Annotated in this window: 23 protein-coding genes and 1 tRNA gene; 11 read left to right on the forward strand and 13 right to left on the reverse strand. The window is 65.7% G+C overall.

The window, feature by feature from the left end:
* From P2Q66_RS12625 to P2Q66_RS12650, 6 genes are all read right to left on the reverse strand, one after another.
* A partial coding sequence (locus tag P2Q66_RS12625; protein ID WP_275728525.1) for an SDR family oxidoreductase occupies nt 1-767 on the reverse strand: 767 nt, incomplete at its 3' end.
* Between the two features lie 25 nt (nt 768-792).
* Nucleotides 793-2,139, reverse strand: coding sequence for an MFS transporter (locus P2Q66_RS12630; RefSeq protein WP_275728527.1), 1,347 nt, complete (start codon nt 2,137-2,139; stop codon nt 793-795).
* Nucleotides 2,136-2,645, reverse strand: coding sequence for a helix-turn-helix domain-containing protein (locus tag P2Q66_RS12635; protein WP_275728529.1), 510 nt, complete (start codon nt 2,643-2,645; stop codon nt 2,136-2,138). The genes P2Q66_RS12630 and P2Q66_RS12635 overlap by 4 nt, the downstream gene beginning before the upstream one ends.
* Nucleotides 2,646-2,763: 118 nt before the next feature.
* Nucleotides 2,764-3,927 carry a cystathionine gamma-synthase gene (locus P2Q66_RS12640; RefSeq protein WP_275728530.1) on the reverse strand — a complete coding sequence of 388 codons (1,164 nt, stop codon included), beginning with the start codon at nt 3,925-3,927 and terminating at the stop codon, nt 2,764-2,766.
* 38 nt (nt 3,928-3,965) lie between these two features.
* Nucleotides 3,966-5,351: a cystathionine beta-synthase gene (locus P2Q66_RS12645; protein WP_275728532.1), complete on the reverse strand. Its 1,386-nt coding sequence runs from the start codon at nt 5,349-5,351 to the stop codon at nt 3,966-3,968.
* Nucleotides 5,352-5,368: 17 nt separating this feature from the next.
* Nucleotides 5,369-5,788, reverse strand: a complete 420-nt coding sequence (locus P2Q66_RS12650; protein WP_275728570.1) for a VOC family protein — start codon at nt 5,786-5,788, stop codon at nt 5,369-5,371.
* A 151-nt stretch (nt 5,789-5,939) separates the two neighbouring features.
* Between P2Q66_RS12650 and P2Q66_RS12655 the strand changes: the two genes are divergently transcribed.
* From P2Q66_RS12655 to P2Q66_RS12675, 5 genes are all read left to right on the forward strand, one after another.
* Complete coding sequence (locus P2Q66_RS12655; RefSeq protein WP_275728534.1) at nt 5,940-6,938, forward strand: 3-methyladenine DNA glycosylase; 999 nt, start codon at nt 5,940-5,942, stop codon at nt 6,936-6,938.
* A 115-nt stretch (nt 6,939-7,053) separates the two neighbouring features.
* On the forward strand, nt 7,054-8,022 hold the full coding sequence (locus tag P2Q66_RS12660) for an ATP-binding cassette domain-containing protein (protein WP_275728537.1): 969 nt from the start codon (nt 7,054-7,056) through the stop codon (nt 8,020-8,022).
* On the forward strand, nt 8,022-8,828 hold the full coding sequence (locus P2Q66_RS12665) for an ABC transporter permease (protein WP_275728539.1): 807 nt from the start codon (nt 8,022-8,024) through the stop codon (nt 8,826-8,828). The genes P2Q66_RS12660 and P2Q66_RS12665 overlap by 1 nt, the downstream gene beginning before the upstream one ends.
* A 262-nt stretch (nt 8,829-9,090) precedes the next feature.
* Nucleotides 9,091-10,407 (forward strand): hypothetical protein, encoded by a 1,317-nt coding sequence (locus tag P2Q66_RS12670; RefSeq protein ID WP_275728541.1) that lies wholly within the window; start codon nt 9,091-9,093, stop codon nt 10,405-10,407.
* A 119-nt stretch (nt 10,408-10,526) separates the two neighbouring features.
* Complete coding sequence (locus tag P2Q66_RS12675) at nt 10,527-10,835, forward strand: hypothetical protein (RefSeq protein ID WP_275728543.1); 309 nt, start codon at nt 10,527-10,529, stop codon at nt 10,833-10,835.
* On the opposite strand, the gene P2Q66_RS12680 is transcribed toward P2Q66_RS12675, so the two are convergent.
* Nucleotides 10,836-12,461, reverse strand: a complete 1,626-nt coding sequence (locus P2Q66_RS12680; RefSeq protein WP_275728545.1) for an AMP-binding protein — start codon at nt 12,459-12,461, stop codon at nt 10,836-10,838. It abuts the gene before it with no gap.
* Nucleotides 12,462-12,564: 103 nt separating this feature from the next.
* Between P2Q66_RS12680 and P2Q66_RS12685 the strand changes: the two genes are divergently transcribed.
* A complete protein-coding gene (locus tag P2Q66_RS12685) occupies nt 12,565-12,843 on the forward strand; it encodes an antibiotic biosynthesis monooxygenase (RefSeq protein WP_079596724.1) in 279 nt (92 codons plus the stop codon).
* Between the two features lie 65 nt (nt 12,844-12,908).
* On the opposite strand, the gene P2Q66_RS12690 is transcribed toward P2Q66_RS12685, so the two are convergent.
* Nucleotides 12,909-13,331, reverse strand: a complete 423-nt coding sequence (locus P2Q66_RS12690) for a thioredoxin family protein (RefSeq protein WP_275728548.1) — start codon at nt 13,329-13,331, stop codon at nt 12,909-12,911.
* A gap of 102 nt (nt 13,332-13,433) precedes the next feature.
* Complete coding sequence (locus P2Q66_RS12695) at nt 13,434-13,988, reverse strand: acyl-CoA thioesterase (RefSeq protein ID WP_275728549.1); 555 nt, start codon at nt 13,986-13,988, stop codon at nt 13,434-13,436.
* Nucleotides 13,989-14,055: 67 nt separating this feature from the next.
* Here P2Q66_RS12695 and P2Q66_RS12700 point away from each other — a divergent pair, with 67 nt between their 5' ends.
* Nucleotides 14,056-14,790 (forward strand): potassium channel family protein, encoded by a 735-nt coding sequence (locus P2Q66_RS12700; protein WP_115526321.1) that lies wholly within the window; start codon nt 14,056-14,058, stop codon nt 14,788-14,790.
* 364 nt (nt 14,791-15,154) lie between these two features.
* The gene (locus P2Q66_RS12705; RefSeq protein ID WP_275728550.1) at nt 15,155-16,162 is read left to right on the forward strand and encodes a LysM domain-containing protein; all 1,008 of its coding nucleotides are present in this window, start codon (nt 15,155-15,157) and stop codon (nt 16,160-16,162) included.
* A gap of 101 nt (nt 16,163-16,263) precedes the next feature.
* Here P2Q66_RS12705 and P2Q66_RS12710 read toward each other — a convergent pair whose 3' ends face one another.
* The 3 genes from P2Q66_RS12710 to P2Q66_RS12720 form a co-directional block, all read right to left on the reverse strand.
* Nucleotides 16,264-16,689, reverse strand: coding sequence for a CBS domain-containing protein (locus P2Q66_RS12710; protein WP_079596567.1), 426 nt, complete (start codon nt 16,687-16,689; stop codon nt 16,264-16,266).
* A 313-nt stretch (nt 16,690-17,002) separates the two neighbouring features.
* Nucleotides 17,003-17,084, reverse strand: a tRNA-Tyr gene (locus P2Q66_RS12715).
* A 168-nt stretch (nt 17,085-17,252) separates the two neighbouring features.
* Nucleotides 17,253-17,507 (reverse strand): hypothetical protein, encoded by a 255-nt coding sequence (locus tag P2Q66_RS12720; protein ID WP_079596723.1) that lies wholly within the window; start codon nt 17,505-17,507, stop codon nt 17,253-17,255.
* Nucleotides 17,508-17,692: 185 nt separating this feature from the next.
* Here P2Q66_RS12720 and P2Q66_RS12725 point away from each other — a divergent pair, with 185 nt between their 5' ends.
* On the forward strand, nt 17,693-18,184 hold the full coding sequence (locus P2Q66_RS12725; protein WP_079596566.1) for a YajQ family cyclic di-GMP-binding protein: 492 nt from the start codon (nt 17,693-17,695) through the stop codon (nt 18,182-18,184).
* 162 nt (nt 18,185-18,346) lie between these two features.
* On the opposite strand, the gene htpX is transcribed toward P2Q66_RS12725, so the two are convergent.
* Nucleotides 18,347-19,216 carry a zinc metalloprotease HtpX gene (gene htpX, locus P2Q66_RS12730; RefSeq protein WP_275728553.1) on the reverse strand — a complete coding sequence of 290 codons (870 nt, stop codon included), beginning with the start codon at nt 19,214-19,216 and terminating at the stop codon, nt 18,347-18,349.
* Nucleotides 19,217-19,347: 131 nt separating this feature from the next.
* On the opposite strand from htpX, the gene P2Q66_RS12735 reads away from it, so the two are divergent.
* Together P2Q66_RS12735 and P2Q66_RS12740 are read left to right on the forward strand one after the other, a co-directional pair.
* Nucleotides 19,348-19,833 (forward strand): Fur family transcriptional regulator, encoded by a 486-nt coding sequence (locus P2Q66_RS12735; protein ID WP_079596564.1) that lies wholly within the window; start codon nt 19,348-19,350, stop codon nt 19,831-19,833.
* Nucleotides 19,834-19,840: 7 nt separating this feature from the next.
* On the forward strand, nt 19,841-21,322 hold the full coding sequence (locus tag P2Q66_RS12740) for a catalase (protein WP_275728555.1): 1,482 nt from the start codon (nt 19,841-19,843) through the stop codon (nt 21,320-21,322).
* Nucleotides 21,323-21,325 lie beyond the last annotated feature (3 nt).

Consider the following 21,325-nt stretch of genomic DNA (forward strand, 5'->3'; position numbering starts at 1 on the left):
GCCGAGAAGCCGCCGTCGGACTTGATCAGCTGGCCGGACACCCAGCGGCCTGCCGGCGAGAGCAGGAAGGCCGCGGTGCCGGCAACGTCAGCGGGAGTGCCCAGCCGCCCGGTGGGCTGGCGTTCGACGACAGCCTGCCGGATCTCGTCCGTCATCCAGCCCGTGTCCACCGGACCCGGGTTGAGGACGTTGGCGGAGATGCCCTGCGGACCCAGCTCGCGGGCCGCCGCGATCACGATCCTGTCCAGCGCGCCCTTTGACGCGCCGTAGGGAAGGTTGAACGCTGTGTGGTCACTGGTCAGCGCAACGATCGCGCCGCCGTCGTCCGTTGCCTGCCGCGCGAACGCGGCAATCAGCTGCCAGCTGGCCCGGGTGTTCACGGCGAAATGCCGCTCGAAGGATTCCAGGCTGGTGTCCAGGATTCCTGAGTCCACGGACTCCGCGTGGCTGAGCACCATCCCCTGCAGCGGTCCCGCAAGCGAAACCGCCTCCGCTACCAGCCGGTCCGGGACGCCGGGGTCCTGCAGGTCGGCCGACAGGACGTGGACCCGGGCACCGATGGCTTCGAGCTCGGCGGTCAGCCGGATGACGTCCTCGGGTTCACTCCCCCACGGCATCCGCTCGTCGTACTCCTGCCAATAGGACAGGACCAGGTCCCAGCCGTCGGCGGCGAGCTGGCGGGCAATGCCGGCGCCGATGCCCGCCAGCCGTCCGGCACCCGTGATCAGGGCAGTGTTGCGCACAGCGCCTTGCGAAGGGGTTTCCATGGCACCAGCGTAATAGGCCATTCGCCTAGGGCACCGGGACCGGCTCTTCCCGCGGGGCGGAATGCCGGCGGATGGTGGCGCTGATGACCGCCGCGATGGTGCACATGGCCGCCGCACCGAACCACGCGTACGTGTACTGGCCCGTCGCGTCCCGGATGAACCCGGCGCCCAGGGCGGCAGCCGCCGCTCCGAGCTGGTGTGCCGCGAAGACCCAGCCGAAGACCACGCTGCCGTCCTCTCCGAAGGTTTCCCGGCAGATGGCGGCCGTCGGCGGGACGGTGGCAACCCAGTCCAGGCCGTAGATCACCACAAACACAATCATGCTGGGCTGCACTTCGGCGCTCAGCAGCAGCGGCAGCACCAGCAGGCCGATGCCCCGGAACTGGTAATAGACGGCAAGCAGGATGCGCGGGTTGAAGCGGTCGGTCAACCAGCCGGACGCGATGGTCCCCACAATGTCAAAAATCCCGACGACGGCGAGCAGGCCAGCGGCGGTGGTTTCAGGCATGCCGTGGTCATGGGCGGACGGGATGAAGTGGGTGCCGATCAGCCCGTTGGTGGTTGCCCCGCAGATCGCGAAGCCCGCCACCAGCGCCCAGAAGGTCCGGACCCGGCTGGCCCGCCGGAGTACCTGCAGCGCGCGCATCGCCGCATTGCCGCGCGGGGCTGCGTGTCCGGCGATGGCTTCAGTGGCCGCCGCCGTGACAGGTGGTTCCGCTCCGTACGGCAGGACGCCGACGTCGGCCGGGGAGTTCTTGAGGAACTTCAGCACCAGCGGGACTACTGCCAGGGCGCCTGCGGCGATGAGCAGCGAGGCCTGCCGCCAGCCGGGATCCTGCGCGAGCACCGCAATGAACGGCAGGAAGACAAGCTGGCCTGCCGCGCTGCCGGCCGTCAGGATACCGATCACCAGGCCCCGGCTCTTCACGAACCAGGTGTTGGCGATGGTGGCGGCGAAGACCAGTGCCATGGACCCGGTGCCCAGCCCGATCAGCAGACCCCAGGTAAGGAGGATCTGCCAGGACTGGTTGACCAGCACGGTCAGGGCACTGCCGGCGCCGATCAGCACCAGCGCCGTGGCCGTGACCTTCCGGATGCCGAAGCGTTCCATCAGGGCAGCGGCGAAGGGTGCCGTGAGCCCGAAGAGGACCAGGTTGATGCTGACCGCCGCGGACAGCACCGTGGTGGACCAGCCGAACTCCTGCTGCAGCGGGACCATCAGGACGCCGGGCGCGGCGCGAAAGCCGGCGGCTCCCACCAGGGCGAGGAACGCTACCGCGGCGACAATCCAGGCAGGGTGCAGCTTGCGCCGATGGTTTGGAGAAACGGTTGTTTCGTCCGGCACAGCTGCTTCATCGGGAAGGGTGCTCATGCTGCAGCTTCCTTCCGGACCTCGGCGGTCGAGAGCGGGACGGGCTGCTCCGACCTGGACTGGCTGTGCCAGCTGGTGTTGGCGGCGGTGAGCCGCTCGCCGCACCCGGTGCAGGTGTCCGCGGAGCTGGTCCGCTTCCCGCAGCCCGAATGGATGACGTACATATGGGCCTTGTCCGAAGGGGCCGGAAGATGCTTTTCCGCCCAGATGGTCACGGCATTCAGGACCGGCAGGGCATCCTCGCCCATGGGGGTGAGGACGTATTCCTGGCGGGTGCGGCCGCCGTCGTCGTACGCCTTCTTCTCCAGGAGCCCGGACTCCACCAGGCCGGCCAGGCGTTTGGTGAGCACCGAGTCCGCAACTTCCAAGCGGGCCTTGATGGCGTCAAAGCGCCCGTTGCCAAAGAAGATTTCGCGGAGGACCAGGATGGTCCACGGGTCGCCCAGGATGTCCAAACCCCGGGCCATGCTGCAGGTGCGCCGGGACCAGTCAGATCGAAGTGCCATACGGGCACCCTAGCTGACTTCTTTGAAGAAAGCCAGGGCACTCGCCGAAATGGCACTTCGCGGCAATCTCTGCCGGAAACATTGCCGTGAAGTGCAATCTCGCGGTGTCGGACACCACCTACGGGATGGAGGTGAAGGCCTGCTCCAGGTCCGCGATCAGGTCCTCCACGTCCTCGATGCCGCAGGACAGGCGAAGCAGGTTGACGGGAACGGCCAGCTCGGTGCCCTTGACCGAGGCGTGGGTCATCTCGGACGGGTAGTTCATCAGGGACTCGATGCCGCCCAAGGACTCCGCCAGCACGAACACGGACGTGGACTCGGCCACCTTCCGCGCCGCCGCCTCGCCGCCCTTGAACTGGACGGAGACCATGCCGCCGAAGCTCCGCATCTGCTTCTTCGCGAGTTCGTGGCCGGGGTGGCTGGGCAGGCCCGGGTACAGGACTGCCTCCACCTCCGGGCGTTCCAGCAGCCATTCGGCGACGGCCTGGCCGTTGAGGCTGTGGCGGTCCATCCGTACACCCAGGGTCTTCAGGCCGCGCGTGGTCAAGAAGGCGTCCATGGGGCCGGACACCGCGCCCACCGCGAACTGGACGAAGCCGATCTTCTCGGCCAGTTCGGCGTCCTTGACCACCACGGCGCCGCCCACCACGTCGGAGTGCCCGCCGATGTATTTGGTGGTGGAGTGGACCACAACGTCGGCACCCAGGGCGAGCGGTGTCTGCAGGTAGGGGGACGCGAAGGTGTTGTCGACCACCAGGAGGGCCCCGGCGTCGTGCGCTATGTCCGCGAGCGCTGCGATGTCGGTAATCTTCATGAGCGGGTTGGACGGGGTCTCCACCCACACGAAACGGGTCTTGTTGCCGGCGACGGCCTGCCGGACGGTATCCAGGTTGGCCATGTCCACGGGAGTGTTGCCGATCCCCCAGTCGCCGAGGACGCGGCTGATGAGCCGGTAGGTTCCGCCGTAGGCGTCGTTGCCCAGCACGATGTGGTCACCGGGCCTGGTCAGCGCCCGGATCAGCGCATCCTCCGCCGCGAGCCCCGAGCTGAAGCTGTAGGCGTGGGTGCCCAGCTCCAGGGCGGCCAGCTGTTCCTGCAGTGCGTCCCGCGTGGGGTTGCCGCCGCGGCCGTACTCATAGCCGTCGCGGAGCCCGCCGATGCCGTCCTGCGCATAGGTGGTGCTGAAGTGCAGCGGCGGAACCACAGCCCCGGTGCGGGGTTCGAATGCCTGGCCGGCGTGCACGGCGCGGGTGTTGAAACCTTGGTTTTCAGAGGCGGACATGATGCTCCTTATCGGGTGAGCAGTTCAGGGAAGCAGGTTCAGTTGCTGAGGTAGGCCAGCAGGTCGTGCCTGGTGAGGATGCCCACCGGCGCGCCCACGAACGTGACCATGACGGTGTCCACATCGGAGAGGAGCTCCCTGGCCGCGGAGATGGTTTCGAGCGATCCGATCACCGGCAGCTTGGGCCCCATGTGTTCGGAGATCTTGTCTGTCAGCTTGGCCTCGCCGCGGAAAAGCTTGGCGGTCAGGGTGCGTTCGTCCACCGCGCCCAGGACCTCGCCCATGACCACCGGCGGTTCCTGCGACAGGACAGGGATGTGGCTGACGCCGAACTCGTTCATGATGTTGATGACATCGCGGACGGACTCGTTCGGGTGGATGTGCACCAGGTCCGGCAGTTCGCCGTTCTTGGACTTGATGACCTCACCCACGGACGTCTCTTCCCCGCCGGAGAGGAAGCCGTAGGAGCGCATCCACTGGTCGTTGAAGATTTTCGCCAGGTAGCCGCGCCCGGAGTCCGGCAGGATCACGACGACGACGGCGCTCTCCGGGAGGTCCCGCGCCGCCTGCAGCGCGGCCACCACGGCCATGCCGGAGGAGCCGCCCACGAGCAGGCCTTCCTCACGGGCGAGGCGGCGGGTCATGGCGAAGGAGTCGGCGTCGCTGACGGCGATCACCAGGTCCGGGACAGACTTGTCGTAGTTCGCGGGCCACATGTCCTCACCCACGCCTTCGACGAAGTACGGGCGCCCGGTGCCGCCGGAGTAGACCGATCCTTCGGGGTCGGCGCCGATGATCCGGACCAGGCCGCCGTCGGACTCCGGCCTGTCAGCCGAGACCTCCTTGAGGTAGCGGCCGGTACCGGTGATGGTCCCGCCGGTGCCGGCGCCGACCACGCAGTGGGTGACTTTGCCGTCGGTGTCGCGCCAGATCTCCGGACCCGTGGTGCGGTAGTGGCTGGCCGGGGCGGCAGGGTTGGAGAACTGGTCCGGCTTGTAGGCGCCGGGGGTCTCGCGGACCAGCCGGTCCGAAACGCCGTAGTAGCTTTGCGGGCTGTCCGGCGGCACCGCGGTGGGCGTGACCACCACTTCAGCGCCGTAGGCCTGGAGTACGGCGCGTTTGTCCTCGCCCACCTTGTCCGGGACCACGAACACGCACTTGTAGCCCTTCTGCTGGGCCACGAGCGCCAGGCCCACTCCGGTGTTGCCCGAGGTGGGTTCCACGATGGTGCCGCCGGGCTGCAGTTTGCCCTCCCGTTCGGCATCCTCAATCATCTGCGCCGCAATGCGGTCCTTGATGGAACCGCCCGGGTTCAGGTACTCCAGCTTGACCAGGACGGTGGCCTTGACGCCGTCGGTCACGTGGTTGAGTTTGATGAGCGGGGTATTGCCGATGAGGTCCAGGATGGACTGGGCGTACTTCATAGGTACAAAGCTACCGCTTACTGCCCGCCGGCCTGCCCCGCCTGCACTGCCTCCTCCGGCGGAAGGTTTTCCCACAGGCCCATCACGTTGCCCTCGGTGTCCTTGAAGTACGCGAAGGAGCCCATCCCGGGAATGGTTTCCCTGGGTTTCACCACGGCTCCGCCCATCGATTCTATGGTTTGCAGGGTGGCGTTGATGTCCGGCACGTCAATGGTGATGACCGGGTTTTTGAGGTCCGGTTCCCGGGCCATCAGGCCTCCGTTGATGGCGCCTGCTTCCGTGGGCTGCCCGGTGGACTCGTCCATCGGAGTAGTGACTACCATGTTGTAGTCCATGCCGGGGACGGGATCGATCCGCCAGCCGAGGGCCTCCTGGTAGAACTTCCTGGCCCGCTCCTGATCGTCCGCGGGGATTTCGAAATGTACCACTGCACCCAATGCGCTCACCTGCCGGTTTGTAGGAAAGGCGCAGCGATCCCGCGCCACACGGTGGAGTCTAGTCCCGGATGGAGCGTTGGATAAGAGTGTTTTTGCCGGTTGTCGTCCCACGTCCGGCAGCGTTGTCGGCCCCGCGTGGGACGATGGAGGCATGACCATCGCAGAGGCACCTCCCCGGCTGGCCGCTGCCGCCGACGTCTCCCTGCGCTGGTATCCGGGTGGCCCCTTCAGCCTGGGCCGGACCCTCGGACCACTCCTTCGCGGCACCAGCGATCCGTCGTTCAGCATCCAGGGCGGCGTCATCTGGAATGCATATACGACGCCGGACGGTCCGGGCACGCTGCGGCTCAGCCCGGCGGGCGGTGGCGACGGCCCCAGTGCCGTGGCTGAACCTTTCGTGGACGTCCAGGCGTGGGGTCCGGGTGCTGCCGCCGCAGTGGAGGCAGTCCCACGGCTCCTGGGGGCTGACGATGACTGGCGCGCCTTTGACGAGCCCGCCTTCCACACCACCCTCCCGCTCATGGTCCGGGAAGCACGGCGCCGGAGCCTGGCCCTGCGCCTTCCCGCGAGTGGCCGCATGGTGGACCAGCTGGTGCCCATCATTTTCGAGCAGAAGGTGACGGTGATAGAGGCGAGGCGGGCCTACCGGTACCTGGTGCACCGGTACGGCACACCGGCTCCGCGGGCCGGCGCCTCCACCCCTGCCGGCCTGCTGGTTGCACCCACCGCCGCGCAGTGGCTGCAGATCCCCAGCTGGGAATGGCACAAGGCAGGTGTAGGACCCCAGCGCTCGGCAACGGTCATGCGCGCGCTGCGTTCCGCCGTCGCGCTTGAACGCCTGGCGGCCTTGCCGGCCCATGAGGCCTCGGCGAAGTTGCAGACCATCCCCGGCATCGGCATCTGGACCGCCGCGGAAGTGGTGCAGCGGACGCACGGCTGCCCGGACTCCATTTCCGTGGGTGACTACCATCTGGCCGCTTATGTGGGGGCGGCCTTGACCGGGCGCAGGACCGACGACGCCGGCATGCTCCGGCTGCTGGAACCGTGGACCGGGCAGCGGCAGCGCGTGGTCCGGATGATCCAGAGCACCGGCTTCCGCAAACCCACCTTCGGCCCGCGGATGACCATCCAGGACCACCGCCGGCACTAAGACCCGGCAGAACGTCCCGCCTCGACGGGAATGCGTGGACGGGCACGTCCGGCGGGAGTAGCGTGACGCAAGGAGCCCGTCCCGGAGCCCCGGCACCCGTACCCCTGGAGTCAGCATGATCCACACGGAAAAGCTCACCAAGACCTTCACCGTGAAGAAGGAAAGAGTAGAAGCCGTCAAGGGCGTCAATATCGATGTTGCCCGGGGCGAACTGGTGGCCTTCCTGGGGCCCAACGGCGCGGGAAAGTCCACCACGCTGCGGATGCTCACCACCCTGCTTCGGCCCACCTCCGGCATGGCCACCGTTGCCGGCGTTGACGTCACCGCGGACCCGGCGGGAGTGCGCGCGCGGATCGGGTACATCGGCCAGGGCAACGGCGGAGGGCACAGCTTCCGGGTCATTGACGAGCTGGTGATGCAGGGCCGCTTCTACGGGATGAATTCCGCGGACGCTATGGCCCGCGCGCAGGAGCTGTTGAAATCCCTCGACCTCGCCGACCTCGCCAAACGCACCGTGGTGAAACTGTCCGGCGGCCAGCGGCGCCGGATGGACGTGGCGCTGGGCCTGATGCACTCCCCCCAGCTGTTGTTCCTGGACGAGCCATCCACGGGCATGGACCCGCAGAACCGGGCCAACCTGTGGGAGCACATCATGCGGATGCGCGAGGAGAACGGCACAACCATCGTCCTGACCACGCATTACATGGACGAGGCGGACTCGATGTCAGAGCGGGTGATCGTCATAGACCACGGCCAGATCATCGCTGACGACACCGCATCCCGGCTGAAGGCCAACCTGGCAGGTGACCTGCTTGCGGTGGAGGTCGCCGCGGACGCAGCGCCTGACGTGCGGGGGCTGCTGGGGCGTGCTGCAGCGGGCGGCGAGGTACAGGAAAACCGGCTCGACGGCGTCGTGACGTTCCGGCTCCGCCTGCCGGAGGGTGCCCGCCTCGCACCTGCGCTCCTGAAGGAAATGCACGACGCCGGTGCTCCCGCCCAGTCCCTGGAGCTGAAGCCGCCGACCCTGGACGACGTGTTCCTGGAACTGACCGGCCGCAACCTGAGGGAAGGGGCGAACCGCTGATGACTTCGCTTGCCGCGTCGGAGGTCCGGGAGAAGCCCGGCCTCGGCCGGATCCTCCGCGACACCAAATACGTGTTCTGGCGCGAGATGCTGCTGCCCCTGCGGGACCCGTTCTCGCTGATCTTCTCGCTGATCCAGCCGCTGGTGTTCCTGGGGCTGTTCGGTCCGCTGCTGGGAGCGGCCGTGGGCGCGCCGGCCTTCGGCGGCCAGTCCACCCTCCAGTGGTTCCTCCCCGGAGTGGTGGTGATGATTGCCCTGTTCGGCACGTCCATGACCGGGTCCAACCTGCAGTATGAACTGATGACGGGCTCCTACGAGCGGATCCTGGCCACGCCGCTGTCCAGGTCGTCGCTGATGATCGGCCGGGCCCTGAAGGAGTGGGCGCCGCTGGTGGTCCAGGGGCTGCTGATAGCGCTGGTGTGCATTCCGTTCGGCTTCGTCTTCTACCCCCTGCACGTGCTGATCGGCCTGGTGATCCTGGGGTTTTTCGGGATCGGACTGGGCGCCCTCTCCTACGCCCTGGCGCTCGTGTCGCAGAACAAGGAGTGGATTTTCTGGGGTGTGCAGCAGACACTGCTGTTCCCGCTGATGATCCTCTCCGGCATCATGCTTCCCATCGAAGCCGGGCCGGCCTGGATGAAGACCGCAAGCCTCTTCAACCCCCTGACGTACCTGGTCAACGCCGAACGGGAACTCTTCGCCGGAAGCTTCGGGACGGACACCCTCCTTGGCCTGCTCGCCGCCTCGGCGACAGCCGCCGTCGGACTCGTTGTTGGCGTGAAGGCCATCAATCGGAACATCCGCTGAGTCCGCTGGGCAGTTCTACCCATCCCCTACCGGACTCCCGTGGCATAGGCTTCTGGAAGCTGGAGCCGATATTGGGGGAACATTGGTAGGGATCTACGGTGCGGACGTCACTCAACTGCGCGCCCTGAGCAAGCAGTTGAACGCCTCATCGGCCTTCTTGATGTCCACACGGACTGCGCTGTCACGGGACGTATGCAACTCCACGTTCTGGAAGGGATCCGACGCCGAGCGGTTCCGCAGCGAATGGAACACTATCCACGACGTGTTACTTGCAACGCTTATCCAGGCTCTCGCAGCCGCCGGAAAGGCCGCAGCCCTCCACGCGGACGAGCAGGAGGGAGCCAGCAGCGCCGACGGAGGCGGTGCCTTCGGACAAGTCCGCACCGCCGGTGATGCAGTTACAGGAACGGGACACGTGCCGGGAGCGCTGCCGGACCGTAAGGATTATTCCGTAGCACGCCATCCGGACCGGGGCCAGCCGGACCTGACTCAGCCGGACCTCGACAGGCTAAGGGACATGGTGAGGGACGCAGGGGGAACGCACGATTTCCTCATGGGTAACGACACGGACCTCAACGAACTTCGCGACGCTTTGGCGGACATCACTCCGGCGCAGCTCGACCAGCTTCTGGGTGCGCTATCCGATGACGACTTGCGCTCGCTGTCGGCAGGGGCGGCGTCCGACGGCAAGGGACTTTTTAACGGCGAGGGAACCACCTCCTTCGAGAGGCAGCAGGTTCTGGACCAGCTGTTGTCCAAAGCGTCCCGGGAACAGGTGGACCGTCTCGCCGGACTGATCCCCTGGGCGCAGCCAAATGGCGAAGCGATGGGTGATGCCGCTAAGCCTGGCGGTGCCGATCCCAGAAGCACTAACCAGTGGATGGACCCCCGGCAGCCGGTCATTGGGCGAGAGCCCAGCACAGACGACATCCGGCAGGGCCAGTACGGAGACTGCGTGGTCCTCTCTGCTGCGGGTGCCATGATTAACGCCGATGCCAACTGGGCCCGGGACCACGTCACGGACAACGGCAACGGCACGGTTTCGGTCCTCTTGTTCGACAAAAACGGACAGGAGCAGTGGATTACAGTCACCTCGGACCTGCCGGCAAACGACCACGGTGGACAGTTGGGGGCGCGCGCGGGATTCGGTGGAAACTGGCCGGCGTACATTGAAAAGGCACTGGCCCAGGTCTATACGGAGGATGACAGCCGTGACGGCGTGGCGGAGGGCGGGCCGGCCGACGTTGCCCACCCGCCGGGAAACTACCGGGCGATCGAAGGGAACTGGGGCCCGGACGCGTTCCGATACATGGCAGGACCGGACGTTGACTTGACCACTGATACTGGTGTTCTTTGGGATGCCGCGAAGGAAGGGCGGCCGGCGCTGGTGACCACTCTTGGCGACAAGCCGGAGGAGGCGCCCAATGGTTACTATGCCGGTCACGCTTATTTTGTTACCGGCCTGGACTCCGCCGGAAATTTGCTGTTACAGAACCCGTGGGGTTCGCACTATCCGGTCCTGACGGTGACGCCGCAGGAGTTTGCAGACAAGTACGAAAACGCGACGGTGATGAAATGACGTCACATGGGCACAGGTTTCGCCTGCTTAACGCCCTTGCTTTCGTGACACTGGGTGCAGCCGGCTGCGCTGCCGGGACATCCACAGAACCGCAGGTTGCTACCTCACAGGAGAAAACCATGACTGCCAGTTGCACTAAATCCGGCGCCTACCGAATTGTGTTGTCAGTACACGGATCAACGCCCCTGCTCCCACTCTCGCCCCAGGGCGAGGAGTTCACGCCCCGGGTGGGACTGGCCGGTACCAAGGCCAAGGCGAGCACACCCACCGCCGATCTGTCGCTGGCAGCAGATGCTCCTGATCCTGCTCCGGTCTACTTTAACGGCCTGCAGCTCGGCTTCGAGGCTTCCCACAACGGCTACACCATCAAGATCACTTCCATCTGTGACGGCGAAGTGCTCTTCGACGTGGTGCAGCAGCCGGAGTAGTCAGAGCCCCAGCCGGGCCACGGCTTCCTCGCGCATCTCCACCTTGCGGACCTTTCCGGAAACCGTCATCGGGAAGCTGTCCCACACCTCGACGTAGCGCGGGATCTTGTAATGCGCCAGGTGCCCGCGGCAGAACCCGGCAACGGCACAGGAGTCCAGGGGCGGTGCCCCGGGTTTGAGGATGATGCAGGCCATCAGCTCCTCGCCGTACTTTTCGTCCGGGACACCGATCACCTGCACGTCCTGGATGGCCGGGTGGGTATAGAGAAACTCCTCGATTTCCCGCGGGTAGATGTTCTCACCGCCGCGGATCACCATGTCCTTGATCCGGCCCTCGATGATCACAAATCCTTCATCGTCCATCCGGGCCAGGTCTCCGGTGTGCATCCAGCCGTCCGCGTCGATCGCTTGGGCGGTCTTCTCCGGCTGGTTCCAGTACCCGGCCATGACCGCATAACCGCGGGAGAGCAGTTCACCGATCTGCCCGCGTCCCAGGACCTCACCGGAGGCAGGATCCACGATCTTGTTCTCCAGGTGCGGCATGGTCCGGCCCACCGTCTCCGTCCGGTGCTGCAGCGTGTCCCCCTGCCGCGTCATCGTGGAAACCGGCGACGTTTCGGTCATGCCGTAGCAGATGGCCACATCCTTCATGTTCATGTCGGAAATGACCCGGTTCATCACTTCGATGGGGCACAGCGAGCCCGCCATGACGCCGGTGCGGAGGGTGGACAGGTCGTATGAGGCGAAGTCCGGGAGGGCGAGCTCGGCGATGAACATGGTGGGCACGCCGTACAGGGACGTCCCGCCGAAGTCCTGAACCGCCTCCAGTGCCGCCGCTGGCGAAAACCCCCGCCCGGGAATAATGGTGGCCGCACCATGGCTCAGCGCGTTCAGATTCCCGATCACCATGCCGAAGCAGTGGTAGAACGGCACCGGGATCACTACCCGGTCATGCTCGGTGTAGCCCAGCAGTTCCCCGATGGCGTAGCCGTTGTTCAGGATGTTGTGGTGGGTCAGGGTGGCGCCCTTCGGGAAGCCTGTGGTGCCGGAGGTGTACTGCAGGTTGATGGGGTCGTTCGGGCTCAGTTCCGCCATCCGGGCCTTAAGTAGGGAATGCCCGACGCCGTCCGCCCTCTTCAGCAGTTCGGCGTACGTCAGTTCCGCGTCAGTGAGTGGTGTCGCGCCGTCGTCGCGCCCGTCGCCTCCTGGCCCCGGGAGAAACACGAGTTCGCGCAGCCCGGGGCATTCGGCAAGCACATGGCGGGCCATGCCCACGTAGTCGCTGTTCCGGTCCGACGGCGCCGTCACCAGCATCCGCATGCCGTTCTGCTTCACCACGAACTCGAGCTCATGGCTGCGGTAGGCGGGGTTGACGTTCACCAGGATGGCGCCGGCCTTGGCAGTGGCATACTGCAGCAGCGTCCACTCGGCGCAGTTGGGGCTCCAGATTCCCACCCGGTCCCCTTTGGCGATGCCCACGGCGAGGAGCGCACGGGCCAGCCGGTCGACGTCGTCGTTCATCTTGGCGTAGCTCCAGCGCCGGGCGTCCGCACCCGGCACCGGCCCCGCCTCGATGAGGGCGTCGTGGTACGGAAACCGTGCCAGTGTCCCCGGCTGTATAAGCACGCATGGTGGCACGCTACCAACACGTCCCCGGCAAAAGAAGCATTCAGGCTGGCCCGGCGCAACAGAACCTGGGCAGGGGCAGGAGGCCGGTATTGTGAAATCCATGAGTGCACCCATCGACCTGCAGGCAACGTTCATCCCCAACGACGGCGAGTTTTTCCGCGTGAAGCTCGCCCTGGAAATCGCCATCGACGAGGTGGTGAACGAGCCGGGCTGCATCCGCTACGAACTGACGGAAGCCACCGAGGAGAAGCTGGTCCTGACCGAGCAGTGGGCCTCCGAAGAGGATCTGGACAAGCACTCCAAGGGCATCGCCGTGCAGGACCTGAACGAATCGTTGAGCGCACTGCTCGCCGAGCCGGTCAAGGTGGAACGTATCTAGCCTGGCTTAACCCAAAGCGGGACCTCCCCTGTGGGAGGTCCCGCATTTGTTTATGTCAGGAGAGATCAGGCGTCCGGGATCTGGGAGCCGTCCTGCGGCCCGGCCGGCTTGCTGGCGGCTGCGGCGTCTTCCCGCTGGCGTGCCACGTGGGCGTGGACTTCTTCCATGTCCAGAGCCTTCACGGCGTCCACCACCTGTTCGAGCTGCTGGGCGTTCAGCGCGCCGGGCTGCGAGAACACCAGCACCTTTTCGCGGAATGCCATCAGCGTGGGGATGGACGAGATGCCGGCCTCGGCGGCGAGCTGCTGCTCAGCCTCCGTGTCCACCTTGGTGAAGAGGACATCCGGGTGCTTCTCGGAGACAGCCGAGTAGGTGGGGCCAAACTGCTTGCAGGGACCGCACCATTCAGCCCAGAAATCGACCAGGACAATGTCATTGCCTTCGATGGTTGATGCGAACTGTTCACCGGTGATGTCAAGGGTAGCCATGAGTCAACGGTACGCGGGACGCCCCGTGATTGTCGCGGCTGTTCGCTGCCCGCGTCATCGGGAATAACCCGCGCCGCCTCGTATACAGGGCGTAGTAACCCGTCAGGCGTTGCTCCCCCAAGCGTGCGGCGCCGGCGTCCGGCTGCCCGGCAAAGCACTCGCAGCCCGCCACTCGTGGATCCATTCCGGCAGCACCAGATCCAGAGGAGGCTCGCCGAACTCCTGAAGAATTTCCTCCTGGCTGACCGGCCCTGCCTTGGTGACCAGGCGGGTGGCGATGTAGGCACGCGCGTAAATTTCGCCGTCGGACACCATCCGCTGTTCGAAGTAGATGGCTTTGGCGTCCAGCCCGATGATGCGGGTCTCAATGGTGTACTGCTGCCACAGCTGCAGTGACTTACGGAAGGCGATGGTTTCAGCGGACACCACCGGGCCCCAGCCGCGCCGACGCATCCGCTTCCACACCCCGCTGCGCACCATGAGGTCGAAACGGCCCAGGTCCATCAGCGACAGGTACATGCCGTTGTTGACGTGCACGGCGATATCGATGTCCGTGGGCAGGACGCGCAGGGGAAGCGATGAGCTGTCCCAGACAGTCAGCGGCTGCCGCCGGGCGGAACGGAACAGCATCAGAAGGGTTCTCAAAAGCAGGTGCATCCCCCAATGCTACCCGCCGGTAACATTGCCCGGCAGGCGGCAGGTCCGCCCGCGTAGGATTTCCTGCATGACGCAACAACGCTACCGGGACCTGGCGGACTGGCCGCTCACGGTCACTGCGCTCGTCTTCCTGGGTGCCTATGCGTGGCAGGTGATCGGCCGCGTCGAAGGCAGCGCGGCACTGTGGCTTGAGGGCGTGATGTGGGTGACGTGGGGCATCTTTGCTGTGGACTACGCAGCCAACCTTTGGCTCTCAACCGACCGCTGGGACTGGTTCGTCCGCAACCTGCACGAGCTGCTCATCGTGGCCCTGCCGCTGCTCCGCCCGCTGCGGCTCCTGCGGCTGGTGACGCTGCTGTCCGTGCTGCACCGGACACTGGGCGATACGCTCCGGGGCCGCGTGGTCACCTATGTGGCCGGTTCCGCGGCGATGCTGGTGTTCGTGGGGGCACTCGCCGTCCTGGACGTGGAGCAGTCAGCGCCGGACGCGAAGATCGTGACTTTCGGTGATGCGCTGTGGTGGGCCATGACCACCATCACCACTGTTGGCTACGGGGATATGTATCCGGTGACACCCATCGGCCGGATGGTCGCCGCCGCGCTCATGATGAGCGGCATCGCCGTCCTGGGTGTGGTTACGGCATCCATCGCGTCGTGGCTGGTTCAAAGGGTGGAGGACACCGCCGAGACCACCGCCGACGCCATGGAGGAACCGATCCGGGAGGAAGTGGCAGATCTCGTGGCCGAAATTACCTCGCTTCGCCGGGAAATTGCAGAGCTTAAGGAACAGCGCGCACTGTAGCCCGCTTCCTTGCCGGACCAGCTCCGGGGGGCAGGTATGTGCGCCCTGCGTGCGTGAGTAGCAGCTGCGGCGCCACCAAGTACCGGCTTAAAAAATTCGGGTAATTCCTACTGGTGCCGTGCCCCAGGCCCGCTTCCTAGACTCGGGACTCCTAGGACCGAACACGCACTGGCGGGTCCCCCGGGTTGGCTTCCGGAGGTTCCGCTCACTCGCGGAGCCTCCGTATTTCTGGGTATGCGGATGCCTCCATCCCGCGCTGCCTGCGCGGCCCCGGCATCTGCCTGGGCTGCCGGCACGCTGCATCTCGCTCCGTCCTGCCGGCCCGCTTTCGCGCCCGGCCGGACCGACCCCGGATGGGCCACCCATGAACGAGCCTTACCTCACTACACCTGAAGCCGAGAGTAGAAGCTTCGCCACTGACGAACCCCGTACCGACCTGACCACGGGCCGGCCGGCCATCAGCAACAGGCTGTGGGCCGGAATGGCCACCGCCGCCGTCGTAGCAGCGGTAGGCGTGGGAGCCTTGGCAGCGCCGTCGGCTTCCCTGAACCAGGGCTCGGTCAGCCAGGGCGCGACGGCGGCTGGCCAGGTTGCCGGCGCCGCGGCACCTGCCGGCGACGGCACCACCGTCGAGGCCGGGGGCAGTGCGGCTCCCGGGCAGCAGCCTGCCGCCGTCCCGGCAGCAGAAGCTCCGGCGGCAGTTGCCCCTGCGGCTTCGGAACCGGCACCCGTGGAACCCGCACCGGCTCCGCCGGCCCCCGCCCCTGAACCGGCACCGGCCGGCGACCCGAACCTCTACACCGTGGTTCCCGGCGACACTGTGGGGGCCATCGCGGGCAGGCACGGCGTGGACATGAACGCTATGCTCGCCGCCAACGGCCTCAGCCCCTACAGCGTGATCGTGCCGGGCCAGACCCTTGTGCTGACCGGACCGGCAGTGGCAGCGCCCGCCCCGGCAGCTGCACCGGTGTCCGCGCCGGCTCAGGCCGCGGTTCCGGCTCCGGCACCCGCTCCGGCCCCCGCCGTTGTTCCGGCTGCTCCCGCCGTGCGGACCATTTATGTTGCGGGCGCCGGCGGGCAGGAAATGGTGGACGCCTGCATCGGCCCGATCCACTACACCCCGGGCGACGGATATTCGCTGTTCATCACCGAGCATGATTTCTGCGGCGGCTGGGCACGGTTCTCCGGGATCGGGGTAGGGGAAACGGTAAGCATCCCCGGCTACGGAACCTACACGGCAACGGCCCGCGGACAGGTTCCCAACCCGGGCACCACCAACGACGTACTCAACGTATTCGGTGGGTTCCCCCGCGCCATTCTGCAGACCTGCATTCCGGGCACCAGCCAGATGCTCCTGATTGCGCTGAACTGATCCCCCGCCTGCTTGCGGGGTGTTAAAGCTTGTCCGCGGGTCCGAACCTGGTAGGACGGGATCCGCGGACAAGGCCACGTGGTTGCGCTGCCGTAGTGGCGCTACACCCGATGGCGTTCTGAAATATGCTCCACCAGTTCGCCCACACGCTGCTCCGAGTAGTTGCGTGCGATGTCACCCTGGCTGATGATGCCCACCAGCTTGTGGTCGGCGATCACGGGAAGCCGCCGGACCTGGTGCTTTTCCATCATCTCGATGGCAGCGTCCACGTTGGCGTCGGCATCAATCCAGTGGGGGCGCCCGGCGGCGAGGTCCCGGGCCATCATCTGGCCGGGATCGCGGCCGGCGGCAACGCACTTGAGAACGATGTCGCGGTCGGTGATCATGCCCTTCAACTTGCCGTCATCACCACAGATCGGCAGTGATCCGCAGTCCAGGTCCATCATCATCCGGGCTGCATCCACCAGGGACTGGTTTTCCTTAATACATCGTGCATCCGTGGTCATGAATTCACGTACAGCACTCATTGAATCCTCCTTTATCGATGGATGTATCGACGCAGGGCATCGGGGCGCGTGCGCCGATAACTGCCAGACTACGCCCGGGCCGGTATGGTGTCGACGGCGATTTCGGCGCCCCATGTCCCCCTGAGAATTCTCCCCGCCTGATGGACTACTCCCCCTGAAACGCCGCGGGGAATAGTCCATCAGGCAGGGAAAACTGACTGTTGGCTGGCCACGGAGCCGGGGGTAGCCAATGAAGCGGGGCGGCCCGGCCGGCAACAATGCCGGGATACGAAAAAACCTCCGGAACCATCAGGTTCCGGAGGCTTTCCTTGGGTGGCAGATGAGGGATTCGAACCCCCGTAGGCGTTGCCAGCTGATTTACAGTCAGCCCCCTTTGGCCGCTCGGGTAATCTGCCGAACTTCACAAGAAGCTACCCTCGGCTGCAGTCTTTGGAACGTCCGTTTCCGGGCCGTTCCGCTTCCAGTAACCGCGGGCAAGACAACTTTACAGAACTTCCGCCGAAGAATCGAATCGAGTCCCGGGCGGGAGCAAAATCCCCGGAATCACGCGTAAATGTAGCCCGTCAGGCCTCGCTCAAAATCCTCCCGGCCAGCTTCGCCTCGAACCTCAGGGCCTGTTCCTCGGTGATTTGGTTCAACTGGACGGCCCGGAGCAGGTCTGCGTGCACACCTTCCAAGCGGGAGGACGCGTCCGCCACGGGACTGAAAATGATGGAGGCAGCAACTGCGGCTGCGGCCACCGATGTTGCCGCCGTTGCCACCGCCCCGGCCGCAGCGGTGGTGGTTTTCGAGACATAACTGACGGCTTTGCGGTGCATGGCGTTCCCTTCGAGCAACAATCCAACACGTACAACTCTCCCCAGCACTCCTTCGTTCCCTCCGTGCGTCCGCTGAGAGGGAACTGTGAATTCCTCCACTCCACCGGGTGGGCATCCGTATTAGGCTTGAACGCAGTGATCCATGCCCTGTCCGCGCACAGGGCTCCCACCAGCGAAGGAGAGTCATGGCAGGCGAGTCAACGTTCGACGTCGTAAGCAAAGTAGACAAGCAGGAAGTGGCCAACGCACTGAACCAGGCGCAGAAGGAACTGGCGCAGCGCTACGACTTCAAGGGCGTAGGCGCCGAGGTGGACTTCAGCGGCGAAAAGATCCTGATGAAGGCCAACTCCGAGGAACGCGTCCTGGCCGTCCTGGACGTCCTGCAGTCCAAGCTGATCCGCCGGGGCATCTCGCTGAAGTCCCTGGACACCGGGGAGCCCTACGCCTCCGGCAAGGAATTCCGGCTGGAAGCCTCCATCAAGGAGGGCATCGCCCAGGACCTGGCCAAAAAAATCAACAAGCTCATCCGCGACGAAGCCCCCAAGTCCGTGAAGTCCCAGATCCAGGGCGACGAGCTGCGGGTGACGTCCAAGTCCCGCGATGACCTGCAGGCCACCATGGCGCTACTGAAGGACTTCGAGGAAGCCGACCTGCAGTTCGTGAACTTCCGCAGCTAACGGCACGGCGCCGTCGTCCTTCGAGGCGCAAAAAAACTGCCGCTGCACAAAGAGGCCGGCGCACCCGGAATATCGGTGGCGCCGGCCTCTTTGCATGTCGAATAAGAGTCTCCGCACCACGCCGGGCCTCACTGGCGCTTAAGGCACGACGGCGGCACGCGCCTATCGCAGTGGCCCGCCGGCCATGCGCTCAAGGCGGGCGATCCTGTCCCGCATGGGCGGATGCGTGGCGAACAGCTTGTTCATCGCGCCGCCGCGGAACGGGTTGGCGATCATCAGGTGGGACGCGTTGACCAGCCGCTGGTCCTGCGGCAGCGGCGCGATACCCACGCCGCGCTCGATCTTGGCCAGGGCTGAGGCAAGCGCCAGCGGATCTCCGGTCAGCTGCGAGCCGTCCTCGTCGGCGTCGTACTCCCTGGTGCGGGAAATCGCCATCTGGATCAGGGACGCCGCGAAGGGTGCCAGCAGGGCCATGGCCAGCATGGCGAGCGGGTTGGTGTTTCGGCGGTCGCTGCCACCGAAGAACAGCAGCATCTGGCCCACCGAGGTGATGACGCCGGCGACGGCGGCCGCCACCGACGAGGTGAGGATGTCCCGGTTGTAGACGTGCATGAGCTCGTGGCCCAGCACGCCGCGCAGCTCCCGCGCGTTCAGGAGCTGCAGGATCCCCTCCGTGCAGCAGACGGCGGCGTTGCGGGGATTGCGCCCTGTGGCGAAGGCGTTCGGGTTCATGGTGGGTGAAAGGTAGATCCGCGGCATGGGCTGGTTGACGCGGACCGACAGCTCCCGGACTATTTGGTACAGCTGCGGCGCCTGGGCCTCTGTGACGGGATAGGCCTGCATGGACCGGATGGCGATCTTGTCACTGTTCCAGTAGCCGTAGGCGGTGGTGGCCACGCCGACCAGCGCCATGATCCAGATGGGCGCGGAGCTGCGCGTGCCTGCACCTATCAATGCGCCCAGCCCCAGCAGGACCGCCCACAAAACGCCGAACAGCGCCGCTGTCTTCAGTCCGTTGTAGTGCTTGTGCACGTCTCCTCCTTGCTCACTATGGGAACGGCTTTCCATGCAACACGGTTCCATTACGGCGTTTACTGGCGGGAAATTCCGAGGTTAGCCAACCCTTATTGTGAGATATTCATAATAAGTGCTTCAATGGAGCCATGACGGAGCACACAGGCGGCCACGAGGACTGGGCTGGTGCCCTGCGCGCTCACGGCCGCCGGGTGACCAAGCAGCGGCTCGCCGTGCTGGCCGCCGTGGAACGCCACCCCCACTCCCCCGCGGAAAGCATCCTTGCTGCGGCGCGCGCCGAGCTGCCCGAGCTGACGGCCCAGTCCGTGTACGTGGTGCTGGGCGACCTGACGGACCTACACATGCTGCGCAGGTTCGAGCCGCCGCACTCCCCGGCCCTGTACGAAACCCGGGTGGGCGACAACCACCACCACGCCATCTGCATCAGCTGCGGCCGGGTGGAGGACGTGGACTGCGCGGTGGGCCATGCCCCCTGCCTCACGCCCCACTGGGATGAGAACGCCAAGCCGATGACCATCCAGATCGCCGATGTCATGTACCAGGGCATCTGCCAGGACTGCCAGCAGTCCCAACAACTTCCTTCCAATCGCCCCTCGCAAGAAATAGAGAAATAGGAGAACAATGACTGCCATTTCGACAACCCAGTCAGGTGCCCCCGTCACGTCCGACGCCCACTCGAAGTCAGTTGGTGCCGACGGTGCCATCATCCTGACCGACCACTACCTGGTGGAAAAGCTCGCCCAGTTCAACCGCGAGCGGGTTCCGGAGCGCGTAGTGCACGCCAAGGGCGGCGGCGCATTCGGCACGTTCAAGACCACCGAGGACATCTCGGCCTACACCAAGGCAGCCTTCCTGCAGCCCGGCGTCGAGACCGAGATGCTCATCCGCTTCTCCTCCGTCGCCGGCGAGAACGGCTCCCCGGACACCTGGCGCGACCCCCGCGGTTTCGCCGTGAAGTTCTACACCTCCGAGGGCAACTACGACCTCGTGGGCAACAACACCCCCGTCTTCTTCATCCGCGACGGCATCAAGTTCCCGGACTTCATCCACTCCCAGAAGCGCCTCCCGGGCACCCACCTGCGCGACGCCGACATGCAGTGGGACTTCTGGACCCTGTCCCCCGAGTCCGCACACCAGGTCACCTGGCTGATGGGTGACCGCGGCCTGCCCGCCTCCTGGCGTGAAATGCAGGGCTACGGCTCGCACACCTACCAGTGGATCAACGCCGCAGGCGAACGCTTCTGGGTCAAGTACCACTTCAAGTCCAACCAGGGCGTGAACTCCATGACCGGCGAGCAGGCCGAAGCCCTGGCCGGCTCGGACGCGGACTTCTACATCCGCGACCTGTCCGAAAACATCGAAGCCGGCAACTTCCCGTCCTGGGACCTGCACGTCCAGGTCATGCCCTACGAGGACGCCAAGACCTACCGCTTCAACCCGTTCGACCTCACCAAGGTGTGGCCGCACGCTGACTACCCGCTGATCAAGGTGGGCACCATGGAGCTGAACCGGAACCCGGAGAACTACTTCGCGCAGATCGAGCAGGCCACCTTCGCGCCGTCGAACTTCGTGCCCGGCATCGCCGCGTCCCCGGACAAGATGCTGCAGGCCCGCATCTTCTCCTACGCCGACGCGCACCGCTACCGCGTGGGCACCAACCACGCCCAGATCCCGGTGAACCAGCCCAAGAACCAGGTCAACAACTACAGCCAGGACGGCGCCGGACGTTACCTGTTCAACGCCCCCTCGGTTCCGGTCTACGCCCCGAACACCTTCGGCGGCCCGGCTGCCCTTGAGCCGCAGAACCCGGCCGGCGGCTGGGAGAACGACGGCGAACTGACCCTCGCCGCGCACTCCCTCCACGCCGAGGACAGCGACTTCGTCCAGGCCGGCACGCTGTACCGCGAGGTCTACGACGACGCAGCCAAGGCCCGCTTCCTGGACACCATCACCGGTGCCGTGGGCGGCGTCATGCGCTCCGACATCAAGGAACGCGCCATCCAGTACTGGACCAACGTTGACGCCGAACTCGGCGCCAAGCTCCGCGCCAACCTCGGCGCAGCACCCCTCTCCGACGCTGAGGCAGCCAACAAGATCGGCTGATTC

It is taken from the genome of Arthrobacter sp. Cr_A7, assembly GCF_029222765.1.
Classification (GTDB): Bacteria; Actinomycetota; Actinomycetes; order Actinomycetales; family Micrococcaceae; genus Arthrobacter.